A 21,934-nucleotide genomic window follows, 5' to 3' on the forward strand; every position below is an offset into this window, starting at 1 on the left:
TTCCTCGTATCTAAAAAGATTGTATTTGGTGGAAAGGCATCACTCTCATTTTTACTACTCCGACAATATCTTTTTCATCTATATAACCTAAGTCTCGGCTATCTGAAGCATAAGGTCGATTATCACCTAATACAAAATATTTTCCTTCTGGAACTCGTTGATCTCCAGTTACTTCTTGTAATTCAAAATCCTTAGTAAAAGTACTATTCTTTTGGTTATTACGGCTAGTCTTCATTATCTCGGCTAAAAAACGCTCAGGAACATTCTTATCTTCTACAAATAATTGATCTTGCCTATAGTAAAACTGCTCTCTCGGAAGCCCTATAACTCTTCTAACCGCCATCTCATTACTTTTTGAATCACGATAATAAACCAGGTCAAAACGTTTCACCTTACTCAATTTATTTACAAATACACAATCATTATCCATTAAAGTGTTTAACATGGAATACCCTTCTATTTTTGTCAAAGAAAATGTTAGCTGCTTTATTATTATCAATAAAAAGAAGGTAATCAAAATCGTTAACCCTAGCTCTTGAAAAAATTGTTTTAATTTTTTTTGAAATTTTTTCTTTTTTCGAACTAATCGCTTTTTCTTATTTGGCAATTGTCGTTTTTTTTTACGCCTTTTTTTATTAACCTGCTTTTGACTGCTATTATTTATAGCTTTTACTTTCATCGAAGAATTTGATGGTTTTACTCTAGCTTTAATATTTTTATTTTTCCGGGTCATATCATCACCTCTGGAAAACTACTATTTTTTCTGTTTTAATGCAGATTCATTTACAGCAAACAATTTGAATATTGCTTTTTGTGTTGTCTGCAATTGTTTAATGGTCTTTTGGTACGTTTGGATATATTCTATATTCGATACTTTTTCTTTATCGATATTACTAAGATTGGCACCTAATTCTCTGATTTTAGTATAATATCTATTCAATGTTTTTTGACGGTCAACAGCCAATCCAGCATATGCTTTTTTATTTCCATATGTTACTAAAAGAGAACTTACTTCTTTGATTCTTTCTTCAATTGACTCTGCGCTTGCCCCATTTTCAGCACCTGTTAATTGTTTATCTACTTCATCTATTAAAAAATAGCTTTGAACAATAGCATTAGCGTCCTCTTTTTCTAAGGTCGTCTGTTGATAATACCTTGAATAAGACGCTGCTCCTGCCATAATAAGTACTGATAAAAATAGAACTGCAGCTCTTCGAAAATTCTTTCTCATCGCTTTTTGTGTTCGACTGATTAATTTTTTTAGCTTTTTTCGTTTGCGTTTATCTTTCACTTTTTTTCTTTTTAAAGTTGTATATTTTTTTCTTGTTTGAATTGCGAGAACTAAGGATAATAGGCTGAAAATGAAAAAGAGGATGGCACACGATAGTAATGCAATAAATGCCCAATCTAAAATGCTCACTGCACTGCTCCTCCTTTAATTACTGAAATCATTATTTTACCTCTAAGATTTACGTTATTTCTTTTTTTTCTTCTTCTTTTTCTGCTTTTTCTGCTTTTGTTTCTTTTTCACAACTCGAATTATTACAAAAACAATAATTGCAATAATAACGACAACTCCAACAATCAAAGCAATCAATTTCCAATCGACTCCGCGTTCTTGAACCAAGGTAACATCTTGAGCATTGTACTTATCTGCTTCTTTTTGTGTAATGGTAAAGTCATCCGACCATTCCCATTTTCTATCTTTGCTTTTTACTAAAATATGACCTGTGTAGTCGCCCACTTCCATTCTTTCCCCATTCATTTCTACTGGGAAACTTATCATTGAATTAGGCGCCATACGCATATCGGTTTTTGTTGTATCATATAACACTTCATCAGAACCTTTTTTGGTTACTTGAAAGTCAATACTCATATCATTTAGAAACTCTGATTCAACGTTTGAGAAATTTGCATACACAGCATTACGATAATTGGTTAAACCTGCATAAAACTTATTAAATTTAACCTCTGGTTGCACAGGTGTATCTGTTTCTCGCAATACTACCCCTACAACAAAAGCGTAACGGTTAACGATTTGCTGCTCTTTTTCTTCTTTTTTCTTTGTCTCTTCTGACGGAATTACTTGCATCTGAATACCACCTGTGATAATACCATCATAGCTTTCAGCAGGCATCGCAATATCTAAATTTAACGGAACCGTACCTTTTGGTGGAATGTTTACTTTTTCAGGTCCTTTTACAATGTCCTTAAAATCATATTTCAACGAAGCATCCTTTTCTAATTTAGATGGTCCAAATTCTAGTACACCATTTGAATTTGTTTTTGCTCCATTCAATGAGATTCCTATTTCAAGATCCTTATCTGTAATATTTGTAAGTTCAATTTGTACAGTTTGGTTTTGATTTGGATTCATGTTCAAATCAAAATAATTTGCATATCCATTCTGGTTTTCAGGTCTAATCACTTTATAGTTAAAATTCCCTGTGTCTTCATTTGCATATGTGACTTGAGCATAGGCAGTCATACCCAGTATGTATAAGATAAGTGTACTAAAAATAATATGTTTAACCTTTTTCATTTTTTTCTCTACCTTTCATCAAGAACAAAGATAAGAGTACTGCTACTCTTATCTTTGATTTCAATTATTTTAAAATGTGTTCGCAAGTTAAGTTGCTTATGGTAAAACAGCCATTTTCCAAGTAACTTCACCTTTATAAGCTGTATCTTCAAACAATTCTGAATTATCTTGAATGTTCAATTTAACTGATTTTTCAGAGTCAGTTACATCGCCAGCACCTTTTTTACCAAATGACATACGGTAAATTCCACGACCTTTAGCCGCATCATCATTCACAAGAATGTCTGTTGGTTCGCCAAATGTAACAGGATTTGTAGATACAGCAGCCGTTGGAGCTAATGCATTTGTTGGATCTGTTTGAGATTGAATACTACCATTTAGATAGTTTAGTTCTGCACCTGTAAGAGGTCTTTCAGCACCTTCAAATGTTGTAGAAAGTTGTTTTGTAATTTCAGCAGTGATTACATATTTGTGGTCTGCTGTTGAACGATCATCAATAAAATCAACGAAGTTTTCAGTTACAATTTCATCTTTTGCGCCAGCATTTCCAATAAAGTTTTGTGCAAAGAAGTGACGGCCAGAACCTGAAGCTGAAGAATTAGCTTTACCAAAGTTTAATGGTGTACCAGCTCTCATTCCAAAAGTTCCTGCATCTGTTGTTACTAGTCCTGATGTAATTACTACATCACTACCCTCTGGATTTGTTGTAGTAATAGTAGTATCTCCAGGTCCAGTATTTTTTGTAAATTGGATGTCCATTCCTGCTGGTGGTAATTTACCATCAGCTACATCCGCTTTCGTTACTGATGGTAAAGCAATTGATACTCCTAAAGCTGCTAGTAAAGCTGCTCCACATAATTTGTGTGTTAATTTCATTTGTGTTTCCTCCTAAAAATATTTTTTATTTATGGTAGCTCGGAAATAATCCAAGTTAGCACCGTAGTGTAAGTTCCTGGTTCTTTTTTAGTTGCCCCCGGGATAGACAATTTTACTGCATTATTTGTATATATTTGCTTGCCAAGAGATGAATCCATAACAGGTTTCCCATTATCATCCACCATTGGTACAAGAGTAGGATCTTTTTCATTTTTATTTTGGTCAGACGCTCCGAATACAATCGACCACGTACCGCCACCTTCACCAATCGCCGCTTCTGCTATGTTGTATGTTTCGCCAACATTCGTTAAACGAATAATTTCTTTGGAAACATGTGGAGAATATTCTGCACTTTTCTTTGAATTTGTCCAAGAATTATCAAAGGAAAGCACGGCTCCCTCTAAAGTGATTTCAGCTTTAGCTGTATTGGTAAATTGCTTTTCTTGGCGCAGTTGTAATAACCATCCAGTTGGATTGGATCGATAATCCGATACCTGAATGAAGTTCCCTCGTGCTGCAATTTTTTCATCTTCCAACATCTGGGCTTTAACGGTATACTCACTATCTTTATCCGTTACTTCTCCACTACTGAATGATAATTGCGGTGCAAAATCAATGCGTAGTCTTTCTTTTGAAACTGCACTCTTTTCTTTAGGATTCACCGTTACATCAGGATTTTCAGGATCCTTAATCCCATCCCCCTCATCCTCTCGACCAGAAAAACCAACCTCCATACCTGGAGAAACCTCTTCAGCATAGACCGTATTTCCAGATAGCACTCCAAGGGAACTATTTAATAGGAGCATTGATAAAACAACATTCATTCTTAACTTCTTTTTCACTGTTTTATTGCTCCTTCCCTTGTGTATTCGTTGATTTCTTTTTATTGAACATTCTGTATAAAAATATTCCTATAACCAAAAGAATACCGCTGATTGAGACACTCATCGTCACTAATTCACCCGTTGAAGGTAAACGTCCTGTCGGCTTTTTTGCTACAGGTGGTTCCGAAGAAGCGATTGGTTTTGTCGGTTCAGTCGTCGGCTCGGTTGATGGTTCTGTTAGATTCTCACGAATGACAATATCTCCATTCGTTTGAACACTTTCAGCTAACACAATAGTAGATCCGCTCCATAAAAAAGCACTTATGACAATTAAGGAAAAGATAACCTTACTATAACGTTTTCGTTTCATCTTTTTATCATCCTTCCTTCTCATCATGGCGTCTCACCTAGCTCAAACAGAATTTCACCGTGGTACTTTCCTAAAGCATTCACTGCACCAGGTGCAATTTCCACTTTAAGTCCCTCACCTTCTGCACTCCAATCTTTACTAACATCATATTCTCCTGGAGTTTGCTTCTGAACGATCGCTAATGCTTGATTATTCAAAATTTCTTCTGATTTACCATTTTTGTAGCGAACAGCATTTTTGAGTATGGTCTTCCCATCTTCATTTAACAATTCTTCTGTGAGTTTCACTTTTAGTGACCAGCCTGGAGAATTTGTTCTAGTGTCAGAAACAACGAGCGGCAATCCAATTATTTTAGGATTATCTACACGTATTTTTTTATAAGAAGAAATTTTCAACCCAAAATCAAATGATTCTGGTGAAGAAATATAGGTTAACAGACCTTTAAATTTAAACTCTACAGTCGTTACCTCTGGTTTAAATTCAACAAGACCAGGAGTAGGTAGAATTTGCTCGTATTTTTTCTTCAGTTTATTGATAACTGCCTTTACTGATTCTTCTTTCGACACATCAATACTTGTACCAATCTCTTGTGTAAAAGTTATTTGATCCGCTATCTCTAGTGGTACAGTACTGTCATCAACAAATTTTACAATAACTTGTGAGTCAAGGGTTACCACCGTATCTGTTGCAGGTGTCGTAGAAATATCCACTAGACCATCAGCAAGATAACCTGCTTTAAAACGAGCAGTTTGTGAAATAACATCATATGCTGATGCTGTAGCGGCTACTGTTGCGTCAAACTCAATCGTTGATTCGTGGTTAAAAGCAATTCCCTCTGTTGGTGGAGTTGCAGTTATTTTACGATTTACTTCATCATAAGTAATAGAAGCTTTAGGAATCTCTACATCATCTTTTGTTTTCCAAGTGAAGCCCATTGGATTTTCTAGTTTTGTATCTAGTAACTCCGTAATATTTAGCGAATGATAGTTTCTAGTTGAATGATACTTAAATACGTATTCAGCTGGTGAGGTTGTATTGAACATCACAGGATAGCTTTCTGTTCCATCACTTAGCACATAGCCTGGTATTGCTTTTGCTTTCACTGAGTAATTTGGAAGATACTTATCTCTGCCAAGATAGACTTCATCAACTGAGATCGATTGATCATTCTCATCAACATAGCGAACTTTCTTTTGAACTAGATTGTCCGTTGTCGCTTTAAAGCCACTTAATTTAATTACAATATCCTCACCAGCAACTGTTCCTGCTGCATTTGAAGAGACTATTACGCCAGAGTTATCAAAACCTTCAATAGCTGGTATCTCGCTGAAATCATAACTTGTTCCGTTTTTCCATTCATGAATACTATCTGTACTGATTTTTTGCCCCTGATCGCTAAAATATTCAATGGATATTATTCTTGAACCCAAATCTTTTGCGACTTCTTGAACTGATCCAACATTAATTTTATAATGTAACTTTTCACCAGGTTGAGCTTTGGCTTTGTCTACTGATTGTTCAAGAGTTACCTCAGGTTCTATTTTCTCATACACATACTCTTCATTCTGTTCTGTATTTGACAAAATCACTTCCCGATCTACTGATTGAGGTATTTTCAGATTATATCCTTCGATATTTGGCGCACTAAAGTTGATTTTATCCCCAAAAAATCCTAATTTAGTTTGCGAAGCTTGTAAGTTTTTTCCAGCTTCATTTTTGTACTGTATAGTGGCTTTCTTCAAATTTATATGCCCAAAAGCAATGTTCGAGGACACTTCTTTTATTACACCGGAATCAACTCCGCTAGCATTGCTGTATTTTAGCTTCATCTGGAAAGGAATCGTTAATTGTCCAGTTGCGTTGTTCTGATATTTCTTGTATGCATTACTCGTTTTATTAAGTGTTGTTTTAACATCCACACGCAACTGTTCCGTTTTATCAACTAATGTAGCTGTATACTCTGGCTTAGCTACGACTGTAAATTTTTGTGGATTCTTAGAATCCTTTGTTGTGATAAAACTTGTAGAGATATTCTGATCATCTCGATTATAAATCTGAATATCTGAATCGCTAAATGTCAAACTATCATCAATAGTCCCTTCAAATGCAAGAGATAATAAGTTTCCTAGTGATGATCGATAGGGTATTGGTTGAATCAGTGATGTTGTAATCACTTCATCCTCTAAGTTTTCGTCCACATCTGCAATAAGGTTGGGTGCTTCTAATTCAAACATTGCTTCTGGCACCTCTACTTGCGATATATTGATCCCTGTCCCATCTGTATAATACTGGATATCCAGAGAATCCACGTTGCTATATCCTATTGTGAAAAAACGTTTAAAATCATCGTCAGCCACATTTGTATTCTCTGGTGAAATCATCGTTACTTGTCCCGAAGTGAAATTGGCAGTGTCCGTCAAAATTCCATTGTCACTTCTCGCTGCAATATAGTCAAACTGACCACCATTAGGTGTTACTTTCATCCATTCGTTATAATCAATATCATTAAAGGTCACATGCCCTGAATCCATTTTGACTGGCTCTCCAGTCTCATGATCAAGAAAACTCATCCTAAAAATAGGTTCAGTATTCGTTGAACTAGCTACAGCAAACGCTAGATGAATTGTCCCACCACCTGCCGGCACAGTTCTTGATACTCCTACCGAAATTTTTTCAGTTGTAGATTTTACAGGACCTGTGTCCACATATTCTAATTTTAGATCGATCCAACGACCATTCTTGATTCCCATATGGGTACCGAGTAAATAGTAACCAACGTCTGTTTGCTTAAGGCTATCAAGCGGTGGCCAAGATCCAGGTTTGATAAGAGCTTGAGCTTTTCCCGGATATTTTCTATATAACTCTGTTAAAGAAGTCATTTTTGGTTGAAAAGAATACATATTAGGAAAACTTTCAGCCACACCTGGCGCCATAGATTTATACAAATCTGGGTGTGTTGGTCCAAAAGTAGCGAGTGGTGCACTTGGTTTATTACCCCAAGCAGCTCTCGAATCTGGTTTTAGAGGAGATTCTTGTTCTATTTTCTGTTCAGAATCTTTTTTAGCTATCGCAGTTTCTTTCACTGGCGATTCATTTGCTTTGATAACCCCTTCACTTGAAAATAATCCCCAACTCACTAAGGCAAGAAGTGTTATAAAACTACCACCAAGAACTTTCCTTTTCATCTTTATTCCTCCTTCCTTTTCCATAATTCATTTTGTTTCCACCTAACTTATCCCATGGAAAAAATGAATTATATTTTATTATTTCAACTTTTAATTATTTTATAACTAATTAAAAAGAAGAAAATTAAATAATGTCATCCCATTTATTTACATGCATAATTATATGTTATTTCTTTTTTTCGTTCTTTCATCTTTTTCAGAGCTTAGAGAAATAAGCGAAATAAATTGCTATTTAGAAAGCTTTCTAATCCATAGAGATTCCTTTGAGTTTCATTATCTTGAGAGAAATCGTTTTAAGTTAATCGACAAAAAAAGAAAGCGAATCAATATAAAACATATTTTTTATAAATAAATAGTTAAAACTATAAATATAATGATATCTTATTCGCCCTCTCCTATCTTTCAACGTCTCCCTCAAGGGTGGAACTGTTTGAAATATCTCTTCCGGTTTTGTAAAATCACACTGCTTGTAAACTACTATGTAGGAACTGATGATAAAACATCACCAGTTTAGTTTTCTTTTCTTTGCTCGAGTAATGTAGAAACAAAAGTGATGTAACTCTAAGATAATCGAAACCAGGACTTATACGTCTATATATTCAACATATATCCTCTAGACCGAACCGTCTTAATGTACTTAGGCTTTTTAATGTTCGTTTCGACTTTTCTTCTTAAATGGTAAACAACGTTGGCCACACGGTAACGTTTGTTTTCTACTGAGTCATCATTCCAGATTTTTTGATAAATCGTTTCATAATCGACAGCTGTATTTGGAGTCTTTAATAGTAGCTCGGCGATTTTATATTCAAGTTTCGTCAAAACAACTTCGCTTCCACCATCGATAACAACACTGATATTACTAGAATTCAATTGAAACATATTCTTGTTCGCAGAAGCCTCTTCAATAGATTGACTCACTTTATTTTCCAGCCCGATTCTGCATAAGGCATTGTCTATGATAAAGCTGATCTCTTTCTCTTCTCTATTTGCTTCAAACACTTGATCTGCGCCTAACTGTAAATAAACTAATTTCCCTAATGAATTTTCAGTTGCTGTGGATATCCATATATAACACTGAGATTGCTTTCTTATCTTCAATATTAGGTCACAAATAGTACTTAAATCGGATATCTCTTCTTCTCTAATAATGACTGCATGTAATTCATTGCTTGGCTTACTGCTCTCAGTTAGTTCAATTATGTTATATTTTGGACTCAAAATTTCATGGCTAATTACATTATCTGTCGGTTCTTTTAGATAAAGTATTCCTATGTTATGCATTTTGACTATTCTCTCCTTCTTAAAACGATTAGACGGTCTCTACTTTTTTTATTTCATTTTTATATATTTATTATGATAAATCATTTTGTTTTATATTGTTTTCAATGCAGGTAGAGGGGGAAGAAACAATTGAAATTTTATTCGATTCTTTAATCGTCTCTACAAGCTTCCTAATAGAGTTTATGCTATTATATCTATGTATTTAAGCAATAAGATGACTAGTATGAGGAGTGTTGCTAGATGGAATCTCTTTTTATGAAAAAAAATGAATCCCTTCGCTTTGAATTATTAAAAGAACTTCTTTACGCTCAAAATGGTGCAACTACTAAGGACATGATGAAAAAATTTACTATTTCTAGTAAGACTTTTTACCGCTATAAACAAAAACTCGAAGATGACCTGAACAATGTGTTTCAACACCAACAAGTAAAAATACGAAAAAGAAAACTTAACTACACGATCGAATTAGCTGATTCTTTAACGTTTAGTTATGTGATTGATTCAATGAGACTCTATTACATTAAGCATTCGCAGAAATTCTCGATTCTGGCTGCTCTTTTAAGAAGACACTATGTTTCCGTCGAGTCTTTAGCCCAAGATTTATCTTTAAGTCCGTCTCACGTTTATTCAACCTTAAAACAGGTGAAAAGCTTGTTAGCTCCTTTTAATTTAAAGATTTCTTTTGCACCCACGCTTTATCAAACCAATATAATTGGGGAAGAAAAAAATATTCGTGTCTTAGGTTTTATTCTGTTTTGGATCATTTTTAAAGGATTAGAATGGCCTTTTGAAAAAACACCGAACGCTTATCAGACATTGCCCCTAGTTATAAACGATGTCAGACTATCTTTCTCACAAAAAAATAGAATCCGATATTTCCAAAACGTAACTTTTTGGCGAATTTTCTATAGAAAGGAAAGTTTATCCCTTTCCAAAGACTTTATGATGTACCTTCGTTTTTTCGAGCAAGAATCGCCTACTTTTTTGTTTTCAGAATCAGATAATGTCGATTTAGCTTCTGTCGACGTGAAAAGTGAAGCTTATTTCTTTGGTTTTTTATCCAGATTCCTTGTCGCTAATATTGATTCTGATGAAGAAAAAAAGAATATTGCGCAACATTTCATTAATTCTGAACTTCCAATCGCACTTTTAACCACCAAGATTTTGAATAAATTATTAATGACCTATAATGTAAGACTCACAAGCGATAACTATCTAAAAAATTATTATTTATTGATCATAAACTTATTATATATTCGCTACATTGGCGTAGATTTTAGACGTTTTTTAGTAAATGATTCTGTTGAGTCTAAAGCAAAATGGTTTTCTCCAAACGAAGATTCTTATCGAACATTTGTAATAGAGTCGCTGGTTAGCGAACCTTTGCTGAAAAAATATATGAAGTCTGGCTTTATCGCTTTAATGGCTAAGTTTTTTCATTCAATTTTGAAAAGTGCTGAAAAAGAGGCAAAGTTACTGATCTTTATTCAGCATTCACCTAATAACTTTATCTTTGACTTTGTCAAAAATAACTTGTTGATTATTTTTGGCGATTCAACATTAGGGTTTACTTTTAATGCGGAAGAAGCAGATATCATTATTTCTGATTCCTTTGAATCTGAACAAAACAATTCACGTAGCTTTCATTTTGAACATTCTCATGATCCTGAGTCATGGAAAGCATTGATTCTATTTGTTAGTGGCAAAATTTACGCTCTTCATAACCCCCAATTAAAGGAGTCGTGACCTCTTTGTTACTCATCGTTCCCTTTCTTTCATAGTAAAACATTAGAATTTTTCCTCTATTTCTTCTAGCAACAGAGAAAAATCAAAGCTGTTTGAAAAAGATGAAATAAATATTACTTTCGCTTCTGACTCCACTTTTTGCAACTGAATATCCGTCACAATAATATCCGGAGCTGCATTTTGACTTTCTACAAATTCTACCTTGTCACTAAAAATCAGACTGATTTTTTGACGTAAAATAGGCTCTACGAATATTTTAGAATTTCGAATTAAAATTTTAACTTTCGGAAATTCCATTTGTAGGAATTTTGTCAAAATCGTATACACCACTAAATAGATGTAATCTATCAACGTTTCTTGGTTGATAGATTTTTTAATTATTTTAAAAAAAAGACCATATTCTGTCTCTTCAATCAGCTTATGCATAAGATTTTGAACACCCAACTGGATCTTTTGTTCAGCTGCGTCTGCATAATAGAAGCTATTTTCATCGTAAATATAATAAAACATTCTCGGGTCAATAAAACTAGTTTCAAAAAGTAAGTGCATCATATCTATTTCTTTTCTTATCTCCCAATAGATTGCTGGCGTCGTTGCTCCTTGAAAAAAAGTCGCTATTATTTGATTCGTTAATAGATTACTGTACTTTATAAATTCAAAATTCGTTTCATTGAAAAATTTGGGATATTCTTCAATTTCAAATGACTCTTCATGGGATAAACGTTCTTTATAAATCAAAAATAATACGGCACTTGTTTCATCCCAAGACTGCTGTTCTGTTCTATTCTTATGTAAATGAAAGTAGTCAAAGAATAAGTTAGTGTAAAAACCATCATGAAATTGTTCCGACAATTTAGATAGAATGCTTTTCTCTATATTTTTTTTATAACTAATGCGAATATTACAAATATAGAGCAATAAACATAGTTTTTCTTTTTTAATACTGTCTAGGTTGTCCCACTCTGGTATATGGTCACTTAAATAATTCTCTATTTCTAGATAACTATGCTTATCAAACGTCCAGCTATTTAAAGCATTTGAAAAAAATAGAAAAAAGAAATTCCTGATCCTTAATTCATCACCCTCTATCTCATTGGTTCGTGTTAAACTTAATTCACATCGATTTAATATTTTCTGAAGTCTTCTTCGATGACGAGAAAATGTTGCTGGACTAATAAATTCTATATCACAAAAAGTGATTGCATCGATTCTGTCCATCAAAAAAAGATGTTTGATCATTTTATACAAAATAGAATGTTTTAAATGCTTGTTACTAATACTTACTATATCTATATTATTTGCATACACACCTTGTATAGTCTGATTGGTGTAATAAACTTCAAATTGCTCTTTTGAGACATCTAATTCTTGTTCAAACTGTTTAATAATCATCGAAACGGTCTTTTTAGAAAGCTTTGTCGCTTTGCCTATCTCTGCTAAACTCACTTCCTTTCTTTGATTATCAACATAACTTAAAACGCTCATACGTCTATCATAAACATCGTCCAAAAAAATACGCACATTTATTCACCTTCTTTTTATCATTTTGATTTCTTTTTCCAATATTTCGACATCGTTATTATCATAACTGTTTCTCATTTTTCTTTTTTTCCTTTTCTTCCTCCTTGCAAGAAATTTTTGAAATAGCATTTACTAATAATATAATATTTTTTTCTTTATACTTACTTTGTTATGTCCTTTTTTTTGACAAAAAAGAATGTATATCTCTTTAAACTAATATTTTTTTGATATAAACAAACACAAAATCAGCAATATCGGTATTTTTAAACTATCTTTTTTTTATTCTCCAAAGTGTTCATACTTTCTATTTTATTCTCTTTTTTCAAAAAAAAGTTATATTATCATTATATAGAACGACTAAGCCGTACTTTCTATTTTTACTATTCAGGCAGAGTTTTACTAAATAAATAATTTTTCAAAATATAATAACCAAGATTTACTACGTCTCATTCTTATTTCGCTTCTTAAATCTCTCTTTTATTCTATTTTTCTTTTTTTCCTCCCTGTAGAAACTTATTTGAAAGAACTTTTTTCCAAAAACTATACAATATATTTTTGCTAAAAAATACATTGTAGCATTCGTTGTAAGGATCAGCTTCTAACCGATGATAAGGAGAACTATTTACTTGAAAATTAAAATACCACACTTATTGGGAGCGCTCGTTCTAACTATCTTTGTTAACATACCCCTTTGCTCATCTATCGTTTATGCTGAATCGACCGATTTATTGAAAATGATGATGATTCCTCGAGGAGATGCATAAACCGAACAGGCTAAAGAGCAACGAAGAAATCATCATTTATGTGGAAGGAATACCCGAAAATAACACTAGGCTATTCACTGTTAAGGAGCAATCAGTTACTTATATGTATACAAAAAAAAACTTAGCATTGTTTGAGATAAAAACGAACAATACTAAGGTTTGATTTTTATTTAATTCACTTATTTAAACCAGCTTTAATAGGTTTTACTTAATTTAACTATTTCTTGCTTATGCAGTTCTTGTAATTCAACAGGTGCTATCACTTTAGCACCATTACCAAACATCAATAAAAATGGTAAAATCGTTTTTTGCTGGTTGGCATAAATGCTTACATCAACATGATCTGCCTTTACTTCGATCTCATCTTCCGTATAATAATCATATAATTTCCCTAAATCTTCTTTTTTAAAACGTAATTGAATGATCTCTCCATCTCTTTCAATGAGTCTTCTATTAGAATACGCAACAGGTTCGAATGGTATTTTCTGAATCGTAAGTTGGCGAATTCGAGTGACTTTGAAATACCTAAATGCTTCTCGTTCTTCGCAGTAAGAATAGATATACCAGCTACCGTTCATTAACATCAGTTCATAAGGACGAATCGTTCTTTGAGTATGATCACCTTTGTTGTCTACATAATCAATTGTTAGCTTTCGATTTTTTTTTAGCGCCATGTTGATGTTATTGATTTTTCTTTTAGTTTCCGCTTCAATTTCCGGGCGATGCATCGTTGGTGATTCAAAGGAAAAGTGGCTTTTTGGATTCTCCGCTTGATTTGTTTTTTCTTGCATCTGGGTAATCTTTTCTTTAATGGTGTTTTGTTGATCAGAAATTCCAAATAACCCTTCTTTAACATTCAAAGCATTTAGGATATCCTGCTTCTCTTTTCCACTATAGGTATATGTTCGCAATTTAAAAGAATCTACTAGAGAAAAACCGCCATTACGACCTGAATGAGAAACAATTGGAAAACCAGCTAATTCAATCGTTTCGATATCTCTAAAAATTGTTCTTTTAGTCACTTCAAATCGTTGTGCTAATTGTGCTGTTGAAACGATTTCATTTTCTAGAAGCAAAACGATGATCGCCAGTATTCGTTCGATTTTCTTCATGTATTCTCCTCTTTAATCCGAAAAAAGATAAAACTAGTGTCTATCGCCCTAGTTTCATCCTGATCGTTATTTTTCAGCTTTTTGATTGCTTATTCCCGATACTTGATGGCTAAACCTTTTAGGAAATTTCTCGCATATCGGTCACCACATTCTTTATAGTTTCGGTGACCTTCTTTTCTTAAAATAGCGCTTAGTTCACTATCCGAAGCATAAACACCTGCAAGTCGTAAGACATCTAGCATGTCATCACTTGTCAGTGTTAAAGCTATTTTTACTTTCTTAAGCAATACATTATTGACATTACTTTGGCTAGTGATCAAAAATGTCGGTTTAGGTGCTACACCATTTTTTACAGGTGGTTTTCCTCTTTTAAAAGTGATCAAGCCATTTAAGAAAGCCTCTAATGTCCGATTATCACAAACCGCATCGCGTGGAAGTTCATCTTCTTCATTTTGTTTCGTTAATAATGCTCGTAACTCTTCTCTTGTGATTTCTAGATCCCCTAATTTAAAAATCTTTATCATGTCTGTATCTTTAATATCTAATGCATAGCGCAAGCGAATCAATATATCGTTATTATTCATCTTTTTCCTCCAGAAAACGTATCATTATTACTTTAGTATAAAGCTTTCTTTCAGAGAATGCATCAATTTGTTGTGATTTATCAAAAGAAATGAATGATAACGTTTAACTGTACTAATCCCCATGATATACGGCTTCAATGTTATAGCCATCTGGATCAAGAATAAACGCTACATAGTAATGCTTACCATAATCTGGCCTGTTTCCAGGTTTACCATTATCAGTTCCACCAGCTTTTATTGCGGCATTATAGAACGCTTCTACAGCTTCTTTGGATGTAGCACTAAAAGCAAAATGAATACTAGAATGTATAATTTAGCGGCATTGATTGTTATTTTGCAGATCCATGGTCTCCATGACAGCGCAGAACGAATGAAAATACAAATGAATTGATACGTGAGTACTTACCGAAACGTACTGATATGACGCCTGTTTCGAAAGAGTATATTGAATCTGTGATTCATAAACTGAACAGCAGACCGAGAAAATGTTTAAACTGGATAACACCTTATGAAGTATTTTATGATAAAACTTTATGCCTAATTTAAATTTTATACAAGAAAGTATTTCCAGTTGAGCTATTTTTATTTGATGTTATATTTACTCCTACAAAATTTAGAAAAAATAAATAATAAGATTATTGGAATCAAATAGTCTATGGCTCTATCCAAAATAAAAATCCAAGTAATTTTAGTTTGCTTAGCTATATCTACACCCAATCTAATTATGAAAGCAATAGTTAGAATAGATATTGCTGCATACAGATATTTATACCATATTTCTTTTTTCATTGAGAAGGCCTCCTAGATGAGTTTTATTTTATTATAGCATATATTAAAATGAGTCTTTTTAGAGTGTTGCACTTAATTAGACAATTCTAGAACTAAAAAAATATGTTGAAAAGTCGCATTAAGCTACCTTCTCAACATATTTTTTCTACTACTTATTTTAATGATACATTTTTATAGTATGGTGCGCCAATTGCACGATAAACCAAACCTTCAACACGATCATTTACTAAGAAGGCTTCTGACGCTTGGTAAAGTGGTGTCACTGGTGAGTTATCCATCAAGACTTTTTGAGCATCCAACAAGGTATTCCAACGTTTTTCATTTTCAGTGGCATAGGTTGTTGCTGATTCTGTCAATAATTTATCGAATTCTTCATTGCTGAACTTGCCGTAGTTTTGCTCTCCACCTGTTCTAAACAATTGTAAGAAGTCATATGGGTCGGCGTAAGTTGCTGCCCAACCAGCTAACACAACATCAAAATCACCTTTGCTCATTTGATCTAAACGGTTTTTAAATGGTACGCTTGAGATTGTTACTTTTAAGCCCTTTAGGTTTTCTGTTAATAATCCTTGGATATATTCTGCCATTTTTTTAGCTGTGTCGATATCTGAAGTTAATAATGTCACTTCCGCTGAGTCAACACCTAATTCTTTCTTCGCATCTTCCCATAATTTTTTACCGCCTTCAATATCTGTCTTCATCAAGGCGCCTGCTTCTTCAGCGAAATCTTTTCCTGTTTCTTGATTAGCAATCCCTCTTGGTACAAAGCTTCGATCGCCATAGAACCATCTTTTAGAATATTTTTAGCGATTTGATCTGAATTGATCAGCTTAGTAATCGCATTTCTAGCATTTTTATTCGCAAACACTTTGTTTTCAGTGTTGTATTGTAAATATGAAGTTGATGGATAAATACGTTTCACCAATTCTGGGTTATCCAGTTCTTGATCAACATATTCGCCTTTAATCGGTGCAATATCTGTATCGCCAGCTTTGAACAAGTTCACGTTCGTACCGATTTCTTTACTTACTTGAACATCGACTTCGTCTAATTTTACTTTGTCTGCTGCTCTAAATTGATCGTTTTTCAGATATTTCCATGTGATACTTGTACCATCCCAATCAGATAGTGTGAAGGCACCATTATAAATCATGTTATCGCTGTTTGTTCCATATTCTTTCCCTTTTTCTTCAACAAATTTTTCATTCAATGGATAGAATGTTGGTTTTGCTAAAAGAGAAGATAAGTATGGAATCGGGTATTCTAAATTGATTTCCAATGTATGATCATCAACTGCTTTAACGCCTAAATCAGCTGCTGGTTTTTCACCTTTAGAGATTGCTTTATAGTTTTCAAAGCCATCAAATAAATACGCATATTCTGACCCTGTTTTTGGATCGACAGTGCGTTTCCATGAGTAAACAAAATCATTTGCTGTTACCGCATCGCCATTGCTCCATTTTGCATCATCACGTAATTTGATCGTATATTTTTTCCCATCATCTGTAGGTGTAGCAACCTCTTTAGCAATCGCTGGTGCTGAAGTGCTATCATCTGCGAATTCATACAACCCTTCCATTACTTGGCTGATTGCTGAAAAACTAACAACATCGGTTGCTTGAGATATATCCATTGTTGGTAATTCTGCACTTTCAATAACTGTTAGTACTTGTTTTTTATCTTCAGTTGCTTCTTTTTCTTTACTTCCCGAACCACATGCAGCGAGTGATACTACCAATAAACCCGCGGCAGCTGTTGTTAATGCCCATTTTTTCATGTTCATTTTTTAATTCCCCCTAATTTCTTTTCTATCATTAAAAGCTGTCGATCGTGGCTTCCGTTAAGTCATTCACGATAGCAACCGCTAATTGATACGCTGCTTGATAATCTTCATATGCAACATAACCGTAATGCGTATGCGCATAGCGAACTGGCACGCCAATTACAATGGCTGGTACACCTTTGTTCGTTAAATTGATAATAGCTCCATTGGTACCTCCGCCTTTTCTAACAGAACTTTGCATTGGTAAACCATATTTTTCGGCTGTTTCTTTGGCAAAGCGTTGGAATCGCGGATTAGTAATCATCGAAACATCAAAATTCCGAAGCATTGGTCCACGTTTTAAACCAGATTGAATCATATATTCTTCTGAAAATGTATCATCTGCTGGACAGCCTTCAAACACGATAGCTAGGTCTGGTTTCACATTATTCATCGCTACCGTTGCGCCGCGTTCACCGACTTCTTCTTGAGCTGTCATCGTACCAATCAGATTGAAAGCTGATTCTTTTTTAGCGAGCTCCTTGAGCGTTTCAAGTAAACAAGCACAGCCGATACGGCAGTCAAATGCCTTTCCTAACATCACATCAGTCGCTTCCAGATATTCAAAGGCAACATCTGGAATCACTGGATCACCGATCGCAATGTTAAGTTTATCTGCAACTTCTTCGGCGCTAATACAGCCTACATCGATCACCATATCATCGATTGATTGGACTTCTTTGCGTTCCGCATCTGTCATAAAATGCGGTGGTTTACTGGCAATGATACCTGGTACTTCCTTACCATCAGATGTTTTAATTCGTACGCGATGAGCGGGAACTGTATTTGGTACCCAGCCTCCTAAAGGTAAAAAACGCAATGTACCGTTTGGTTTGATGGCTTGAACGATAAAACCAACTTCATCACTGTGAGCATCAAATACGATTGTTGGTCTATCTGCTTTTTGCTCACCAACTTTCATGTAAACATTACGAATATGATCTTCACTAACTTCAGCAAAAGGAGCTGAAAATTCTTTAGCGATTGCGACTACATCGTCTTCAAAGCCAGAAACACCAGATGCATTTGATAAACGTTCAATTAAGTGTAACGAGTCTTTTTTTGTCATGGGTGCATGTATCCTCCTAGTAAATTTAACTATTTATAGTACTGACTGAACAGAAGAATAAGGCAAATCCAAATCAGTTGCAACCGCATGATTCGTCATTGCGCCATTCAATGTATTGACACCTGCAAGTAATGCTGGATTTTGCTCTACCGCCTGTTCAAATCCTTTATTTGCTAATTCCACAACATATTGCAGAGTAGCATTCGACAAAGCAAACGTGGCTGTTTGCGGCACTGCTCCAGGCATATTGGCAACTGCATAGTGGATCACACCATGTTTAACGTATGTTGGATGTTGATGTGTCGTCACTTCATCGATTGTTTCAAAAATTCCGCCTTGATCGATCGCAATATCAATGATCACAGAATGTTCCGGCATCGAAACAACCATTTCTTCCGTGACTAAAACAGGTGCCTTACGTCCTGGAATCAAGACAGCTCCAATTACAAGATCAGCATCTTTGACCGCCGCTTGAATATTGAAGTGATTTGAAATAAGGGTTTTGACTGCTCCATTGAATTGGTTATCGATTTCTTGCAATTTTTTGATATTGACATCTAAAATCGTAACATCTGCACCCAGTCCTAGCGCGATCTTCGCTGCATTGCATCCTGAAATTCCGCCACCGATGATCGTTACTTTCCCTTTTTTCACCCCTGGAACGCCGCCTAATAAAATGCCTTTTCCTTCTGGCACTTTTTCTAAAAATTGAGCACCAATCTGCGCAGCCAAACGTCCAGCAATTTCACTCATCGGTGCCAATAAGGGTAATTCCCCATTTGTTGATTGAACACTTTCATAAGCAATCGTTTTTGTTTTTCGCTTCATTAATTCCTCTGCTAGTGGTTTATTCGCTGCTAAATGAAGATATGTGAATAAGACTAAGTCTTCTCTTAAGTATTGATACTCTTCTTTTAATGGTTCTTTTACTTTTAAAACTAATTCTTGTGCCCAAGCTTCTTTAGCAGACGCTACAATTGTCGCACCAACAGCTACATATTCCTCATCATGGATCGATGCTCCCAGCCCCGCATTGGTTTCAACATACACTGTATGTCCATGCTTAATAAGATCTAAAACCCCAGAAGCTGGCAATGCTACGCGATTTTCACCATTTTTGATTTCTTTTGGAATGCCAATTTTCATTATTCAGGATCCTCTCTAACTCATTGCTTATCGTTTTATTTTATAAGCTACTTACTAGATTATAGTTTAATGAAAGTTCATCTGCAATACATAGAAAAAATTTTATTTTTCTCTTTCTTTTTTAATGATCCAATTAAACCAAAATGTCTGAAATAAACCGTAAATTGATTTATTCCAGACATTATTTATTCTTATCCAACTTCAACTTTTGACCGCCAAGAAGTACCACAACGATCGACGATTTCATTTAGTGTTTCTATATTCTCTTTCCCTTGTGTTGCAAACCAATCGCGACCTGCCGCTTCACCTTTAGCAGCAAATGGCTTCACTCCTTCACGCCAAGTTGCTCGTCCACATAAAACTCCATTAAATGTAGAACCAGCTTCTCTCGCAAATTCTAACGTTTCTTGGAATAATTTGGTTGAAACACCTGCACTTAGAAAAATAAATGGCAGTTCTGTTAGTTCACTTTGTTTTTTGAAATAGCCTAATGCTTCTTTTTTACTGTAAACCACTTCAGTTTCAGCAAAACCTTCTACATAATTCATATTAACTGGTACTTCCATTTTTAATACATCGATATGATAGTGCGGCTTAGAAAATTCGGTCATTGCTTCCAAAACTTTGTGAGGTTTGAGCCTAGCAAAAGCTGCTGAGTTAGCATCTGTAATTTCGGCATCATACGTCACGATCTCAACAAAGAGTGGAATATCTTCACCTAAGCACTCACTGCCTAAACGCTCGACAAATACATGCTTTAGATGATTGATTGCCGCTGGCTCATCCGGATCATAATACAATAAGAACTTGATGGCATCAGCTCCTGCTTCTTTCAAGCGTGAGACAGACCAATCTTCTAATAAATCTGGCATCCTTCCCGGAGTAGAAGCATCATAACCTGTCTTTTCATACGCCAACAATAATCCACATGAATTATCACGAACTTTTGTCGCTGGTAATCCATAATCGGGATCTAATAAAATCGCAGATGCATAAGGGGTTAACTCCTTGGAAGCAACTTTTTTAAAATCAACGATTTCTTCTCCTGTAGCCATCGTACTGGCGTCTGCGATCATCTTTTTTAAAGAACCTCGTTGATCAATTGCCAATGCTTCAATCAGACCTTTTTCATTGGATAAACGATTGAGGGCATCCATTTTTGCTTGACTGATTTTGATCATAGTAGCAGCTCCTTTATGTCTTTTTGAGGAAATTCCTCTCTTACTCTGAGTATACTCTCTCATAGTTAGCAAGACAAAAAGAAACCCTTTTTCTACGAATATGCTAGTCAGTTATTTTTCTAAATATTAGTCTTGACCTGATAAGCGCTTCATACTTTATAGTAAAAAAAGACAGGAGGTACTGAATTATGACGAATGCAATGCTTGAATTGACAGACTCGTTGGGAATGGACTATTACTTTGTTTCATTTGTCTAGTCACTTGTTGAAGTTCCCTACGGTGAATCATCATTTGGATTTGTTTTGTGAGAAGGCGTTTAAGTTAATACTTACTAATTCCGTTGAATAAGTAATGATTCCCTATACACTCATTTCCGTCTGCTTCTAATTTAGCTCTATTTGCATTATCATTAATACTTCTTAAAGAATTTTGTATACATTTTAATAGCGATAATCTTTTGTTCCAACAAAAATACTATGAGGAATTCCATCTCCATTGTATCTTACATAAAGATTCTTTCCAAACGTAAATTCTTTTTCACCTTTCAACTTGCTAGTGTAAATCATTACTTCTTGTCCTGCAAATTGTTTAGGATCCTCTGCATTTTTCTTGTTAAAATCCTTTACTGATTTCTCCGAATTTGAGATATTTAATAATTCTACTAATTGCTCAATAAAGTGATTGTAATCTTTTCCTATGAATTTATCGTCTGTAACGGTTGTCCTGATATCAACATCTTGGTTTTTCACTTTTACTTTTCCAATTTTTGCATAGTACTCATACTCAATGATTGTTCGTACATTTACAATAATTTCACCCTGTGCGTCTTTAAACCTATTTTCTGCTGTTAATCTGAAACTATTTTCTTGGGCAATAATACTAACCTCATCTGTCGATGTAACCCCATCTCTATCAAATTCTGCTGTTACTAACTCTCGCACTTCCGAGAAAAAAGGGAGCAATTTCAATCCATATTTATCTTCAACCACTTCTTTTATTTCTTTCTCTGAAATCGGATAACTGGAGTTCCCAAAATTCTTGGTGCGGTCTCCCCACCAAGTAAAAGGAATATCTTCTTTAGATAGCTCGACATCTCTTGTTGATTTTTTCATTGAACACGCT

Annotated in this window: 17 protein-coding genes and 3 pseudogenes; 3 read left to right on the plus strand and 17 right to left on the minus strand. The window is 34.5% G+C overall.

Annotation, left to right across the window (positions count from 1 at the left end; translation table 11 throughout):
- Nucleotides 1-10 precede the first annotated feature (10 nt).
- The 8 genes from lepB to V192_RS0106280 form a co-directional block, all read right to left on the minus strand.
- Complete coding sequence (gene lepB / locus V192_RS0106245) at nt 11-733, minus strand: signal peptidase I (RefSeq protein ID WP_025870050.1); 723 nt, start codon at nt 731-733, stop codon at nt 11-13.
- Between the two features lie 21 nt (nt 734-754).
- A complete protein-coding gene (locus V192_RS0106250) occupies nt 755-1,420 on the minus strand; it encodes a hypothetical protein (protein ID WP_025870052.1) in 666 nt (221 codons plus the stop codon).
- Between the two features lie 54 nt (nt 1,421-1,474).
- Complete coding sequence (locus tag V192_RS0106255) at nt 1,475-2,542, minus strand: WxLIP family cell surface protein (RefSeq protein ID WP_025870055.1); 1,068 nt, start codon at nt 2,540-2,542, stop codon at nt 1,475-1,477.
- Between the two features lie 96 nt (nt 2,543-2,638).
- On the minus strand, nt 2,639-3,418 hold the full coding sequence (locus tag V192_RS0106260; protein ID WP_025870058.1) for a WxL domain-containing protein: 780 nt from the start codon (nt 3,416-3,418) through the stop codon (nt 2,639-2,641).
- Between the two features lie 29 nt (nt 3,419-3,447).
- Complete coding sequence (locus V192_RS0106265) at nt 3,448-4,260, minus strand: WxL domain-containing protein (protein WP_025870061.1); 813 nt, start codon at nt 4,258-4,260, stop codon at nt 3,448-3,450.
- 4 nt (nt 4,261-4,264) lie between these two features.
- The gene (locus tag V192_RS0106270) at nt 4,265-4,612 is read right to left on the minus strand and encodes an LPXTG cell wall anchor domain-containing protein (RefSeq protein WP_025870064.1); all 348 of its coding nucleotides are present in this window, start codon (nt 4,610-4,612) and stop codon (nt 4,265-4,267) included.
- A 23-nt stretch (nt 4,613-4,635) separates the two neighbouring features.
- A complete protein-coding gene (locus tag V192_RS0106275) occupies nt 4,636-7,797 on the minus strand; it encodes a MucBP domain-containing protein (RefSeq protein ID WP_025870066.1) in 3,162 nt (1,053 codons plus the stop codon).
- A gap of 591 nt (nt 7,798-8,388) precedes the next feature.
- Entirely contained in the window at nt 8,389-9,078 is a 690-nt protein-coding gene (locus V192_RS0106280; RefSeq protein ID WP_025870069.1) for a DNA-binding response regulator, read from the minus strand.
- Nucleotides 9,079-9,333: 255 nt separating this feature from the next.
- Here V192_RS0106280 and V192_RS0106285 point away from each other — a divergent pair, with 255 nt between their 5' ends.
- Nucleotides 9,334-10,824 carry a helix-turn-helix domain-containing protein gene (locus V192_RS0106285; protein ID WP_025870071.1) on the plus strand — a complete coding sequence of 497 codons (1,491 nt, stop codon included), beginning with the start codon at nt 9,334-9,336 and terminating at the stop codon, nt 10,822-10,824.
- A gap of 42 nt (nt 10,825-10,866) precedes the next feature.
- Here the strand turns inward: V192_RS0106285 and V192_RS0106290 are convergent, their stop codons facing one another.
- A complete protein-coding gene (locus V192_RS0106290; RefSeq protein ID WP_025870073.1) occupies nt 10,867-12,345 on the minus strand; it encodes a helix-turn-helix domain-containing protein in 1,479 nt (492 codons plus the stop codon).
- Nucleotides 12,346-12,971: 626 nt separating this feature from the next.
- Between V192_RS0106290 and V192_RS21510 the strand changes: the two genes are divergently transcribed.
- Nucleotides 12,972-13,109, plus strand: a complete 138-nt coding sequence (locus V192_RS21510) for a hypothetical protein (protein ID WP_158001093.1) — start codon at nt 12,972-12,974, stop codon at nt 13,107-13,109.
- Between the two features lie 194 nt (nt 13,110-13,303).
- On the opposite strand, the gene V192_RS0106295 is transcribed toward V192_RS21510, so the two are convergent.
- From V192_RS0106295 to V192_RS21165, 3 genes and pseudogenes are all read right to left on the minus strand, one after another.
- Nucleotides 13,304-14,221 carry a helix-turn-helix transcriptional regulator gene (locus tag V192_RS0106295; protein WP_025870076.1) on the minus strand — a complete coding sequence of 306 codons (918 nt, stop codon included), beginning with the start codon at nt 14,219-14,221 and terminating at the stop codon, nt 13,304-13,306.
- A gap of 89 nt (nt 14,222-14,310) precedes the next feature.
- Nucleotides 14,311-14,805 carry a YehS family protein gene (locus V192_RS0106300; protein ID WP_025870078.1) on the minus strand — a complete coding sequence of 165 codons (495 nt, stop codon included), beginning with the start codon at nt 14,803-14,805 and terminating at the stop codon, nt 14,311-14,313.
- 112 nt (nt 14,806-14,917) lie between these two features.
- Nucleotides 14,918-15,100, minus strand: a pseudogene (locus tag V192_RS21165) (VOC family protein); the annotation flags it as partial.
- Between the two features lie 23 nt (nt 15,101-15,123).
- Between V192_RS21165 and V192_RS22010 the strand changes: the two are divergent.
- Nucleotides 15,124-15,351: pseudogene (locus V192_RS22010) on the plus strand (transposase); the annotation flags it as partial.
- 395 nt (nt 15,352-15,746) lie between these two features.
- Here V192_RS22010 and V192_RS22710 read toward each other — a convergent pair.
- From V192_RS22710 to V192_RS0106330, 5 genes and pseudogenes are all read right to left on the minus strand, one after another.
- Nucleotides 15,747-17,377: pseudogene (locus V192_RS22710) on the minus strand (peptide ABC transporter substrate-binding protein).
- A gap of 31 nt (nt 17,378-17,408) precedes the next feature.
- Complete coding sequence (locus V192_RS0106315) at nt 17,409-18,485, minus strand: M42 family metallopeptidase (RefSeq protein WP_025870083.1); 1,077 nt, start codon at nt 18,483-18,485, stop codon at nt 17,409-17,411.
- Nucleotides 18,486-18,518: 33 nt separating this feature from the next.
- Nucleotides 18,519-19,631 carry an alanine dehydrogenase gene (gene ald, locus V192_RS0106320; RefSeq protein ID WP_025870085.1) on the minus strand — a complete coding sequence of 371 codons (1,113 nt, stop codon included), beginning with the start codon at nt 19,629-19,631 and terminating at the stop codon, nt 18,519-18,521.
- A 191-nt stretch (nt 19,632-19,822) separates the two neighbouring features.
- Nucleotides 19,823-20,812: a tagatose-bisphosphate aldolase gene (gene lacD, locus V192_RS0106325; RefSeq protein ID WP_025870087.1), complete on the minus strand. Its 990-nt coding sequence runs from the start codon at nt 20,810-20,812 to the stop codon at nt 19,823-19,825.
- 440 nt (nt 20,813-21,252) lie between these two features.
- Nucleotides 21,253-21,924 carry a hypothetical protein gene (locus V192_RS0106330; RefSeq protein ID WP_128080799.1) on the minus strand — a complete coding sequence of 224 codons (672 nt, stop codon included), beginning with the start codon at nt 21,922-21,924 and terminating at the stop codon, nt 21,253-21,255.
- Between the last annotated feature and the right edge of the window lie 10 nt (nt 21,925-21,934).

It is taken from the genome of Enterococcus crotali (genome assembly GCF_000633635.1).
Lineage (GTDB): Bacteria > Bacillota > Bacilli > Lactobacillales > Enterococcaceae > Enterococcus_L > Enterococcus_L crotali.

Coding starts and splice junctions, on each gene's coding strand:
- V192_RS0106315 (WP_025870083.1), bottom strand. CDS start 18,485: ATGACAAAAAAAGACTCGTTACACTTAATTGAACGTTTATCAAATGCA.
- V192_RS0106295 (WP_025870076.1), bottom strand. CDS start 14,221: ATGAAGAAAATCGAACGAATACTGGCGATCATCGTTTTGCTTCTAGAA.
- lepB (WP_025870050.1), bottom strand. CDS start 733: ATGACCCGGAAAAATAAAAATATTAAAGCTAGAGTAAAACCATCAAAT.
- V192_RS0106300 (WP_025870078.1), bottom strand. CDS start 14,805: ATGAATAATAACGATATATTGATTCGCTTGCGCTATGCATTAGATATT.
- V192_RS0106285 (WP_025870071.1), top strand. CDS start 9,334: ATGAAAAAAAATGAATCCCTTCGCTTTGAATTATTAAAAGAACTTCTT.
- V192_RS0106330 (WP_128080799.1), bottom strand. CDS start 21,924: ATGAAAAAATCAACAAGAGATGTCGAGCTATCTAAAGAAGATATTCCT.
- V192_RS0106260 (WP_025870058.1), bottom strand. CDS start 3,418: ATGAAATTAACACACAAATTATGTGGAGCAGCTTTACTAGCAGCTTTA.
- lacD (WP_025870087.1), bottom strand. CDS start 20,812: ATGATCAAAATCAGTCAAGCAAAAATGGATGCCCTCAATCGTTTATCC.
- V192_RS0106255 (WP_025870055.1), bottom strand. CDS start 2,542: ATGAAAAAGGTTAAACATATTATTTTTAGTACACTTATCTTATACATA.
- V192_RS0106270 (WP_025870064.1), bottom strand. CDS start 4,612: ATGAAACGAAAACGTTATAGTAAGGTTATCTTTTCCTTAATTGTCATA.
- V192_RS0106275 (WP_025870066.1), bottom strand. CDS start 7,797: ATGAAAAGGAAAGTTCTTGGTGGTAGTTTTATAACACTTCTTGCCTTA.
- ald (WP_025870085.1), bottom strand. CDS start 19,631: ATGAAAATTGGCATTCCAAAAGAAATCAAAAATGGTGAAAATCGCGTA.
- V192_RS0106280 (WP_025870069.1), bottom strand. CDS start 9,078: ATGCATAACATAGGAATACTTTATCTAAAAGAACCGACAGATAATGTA.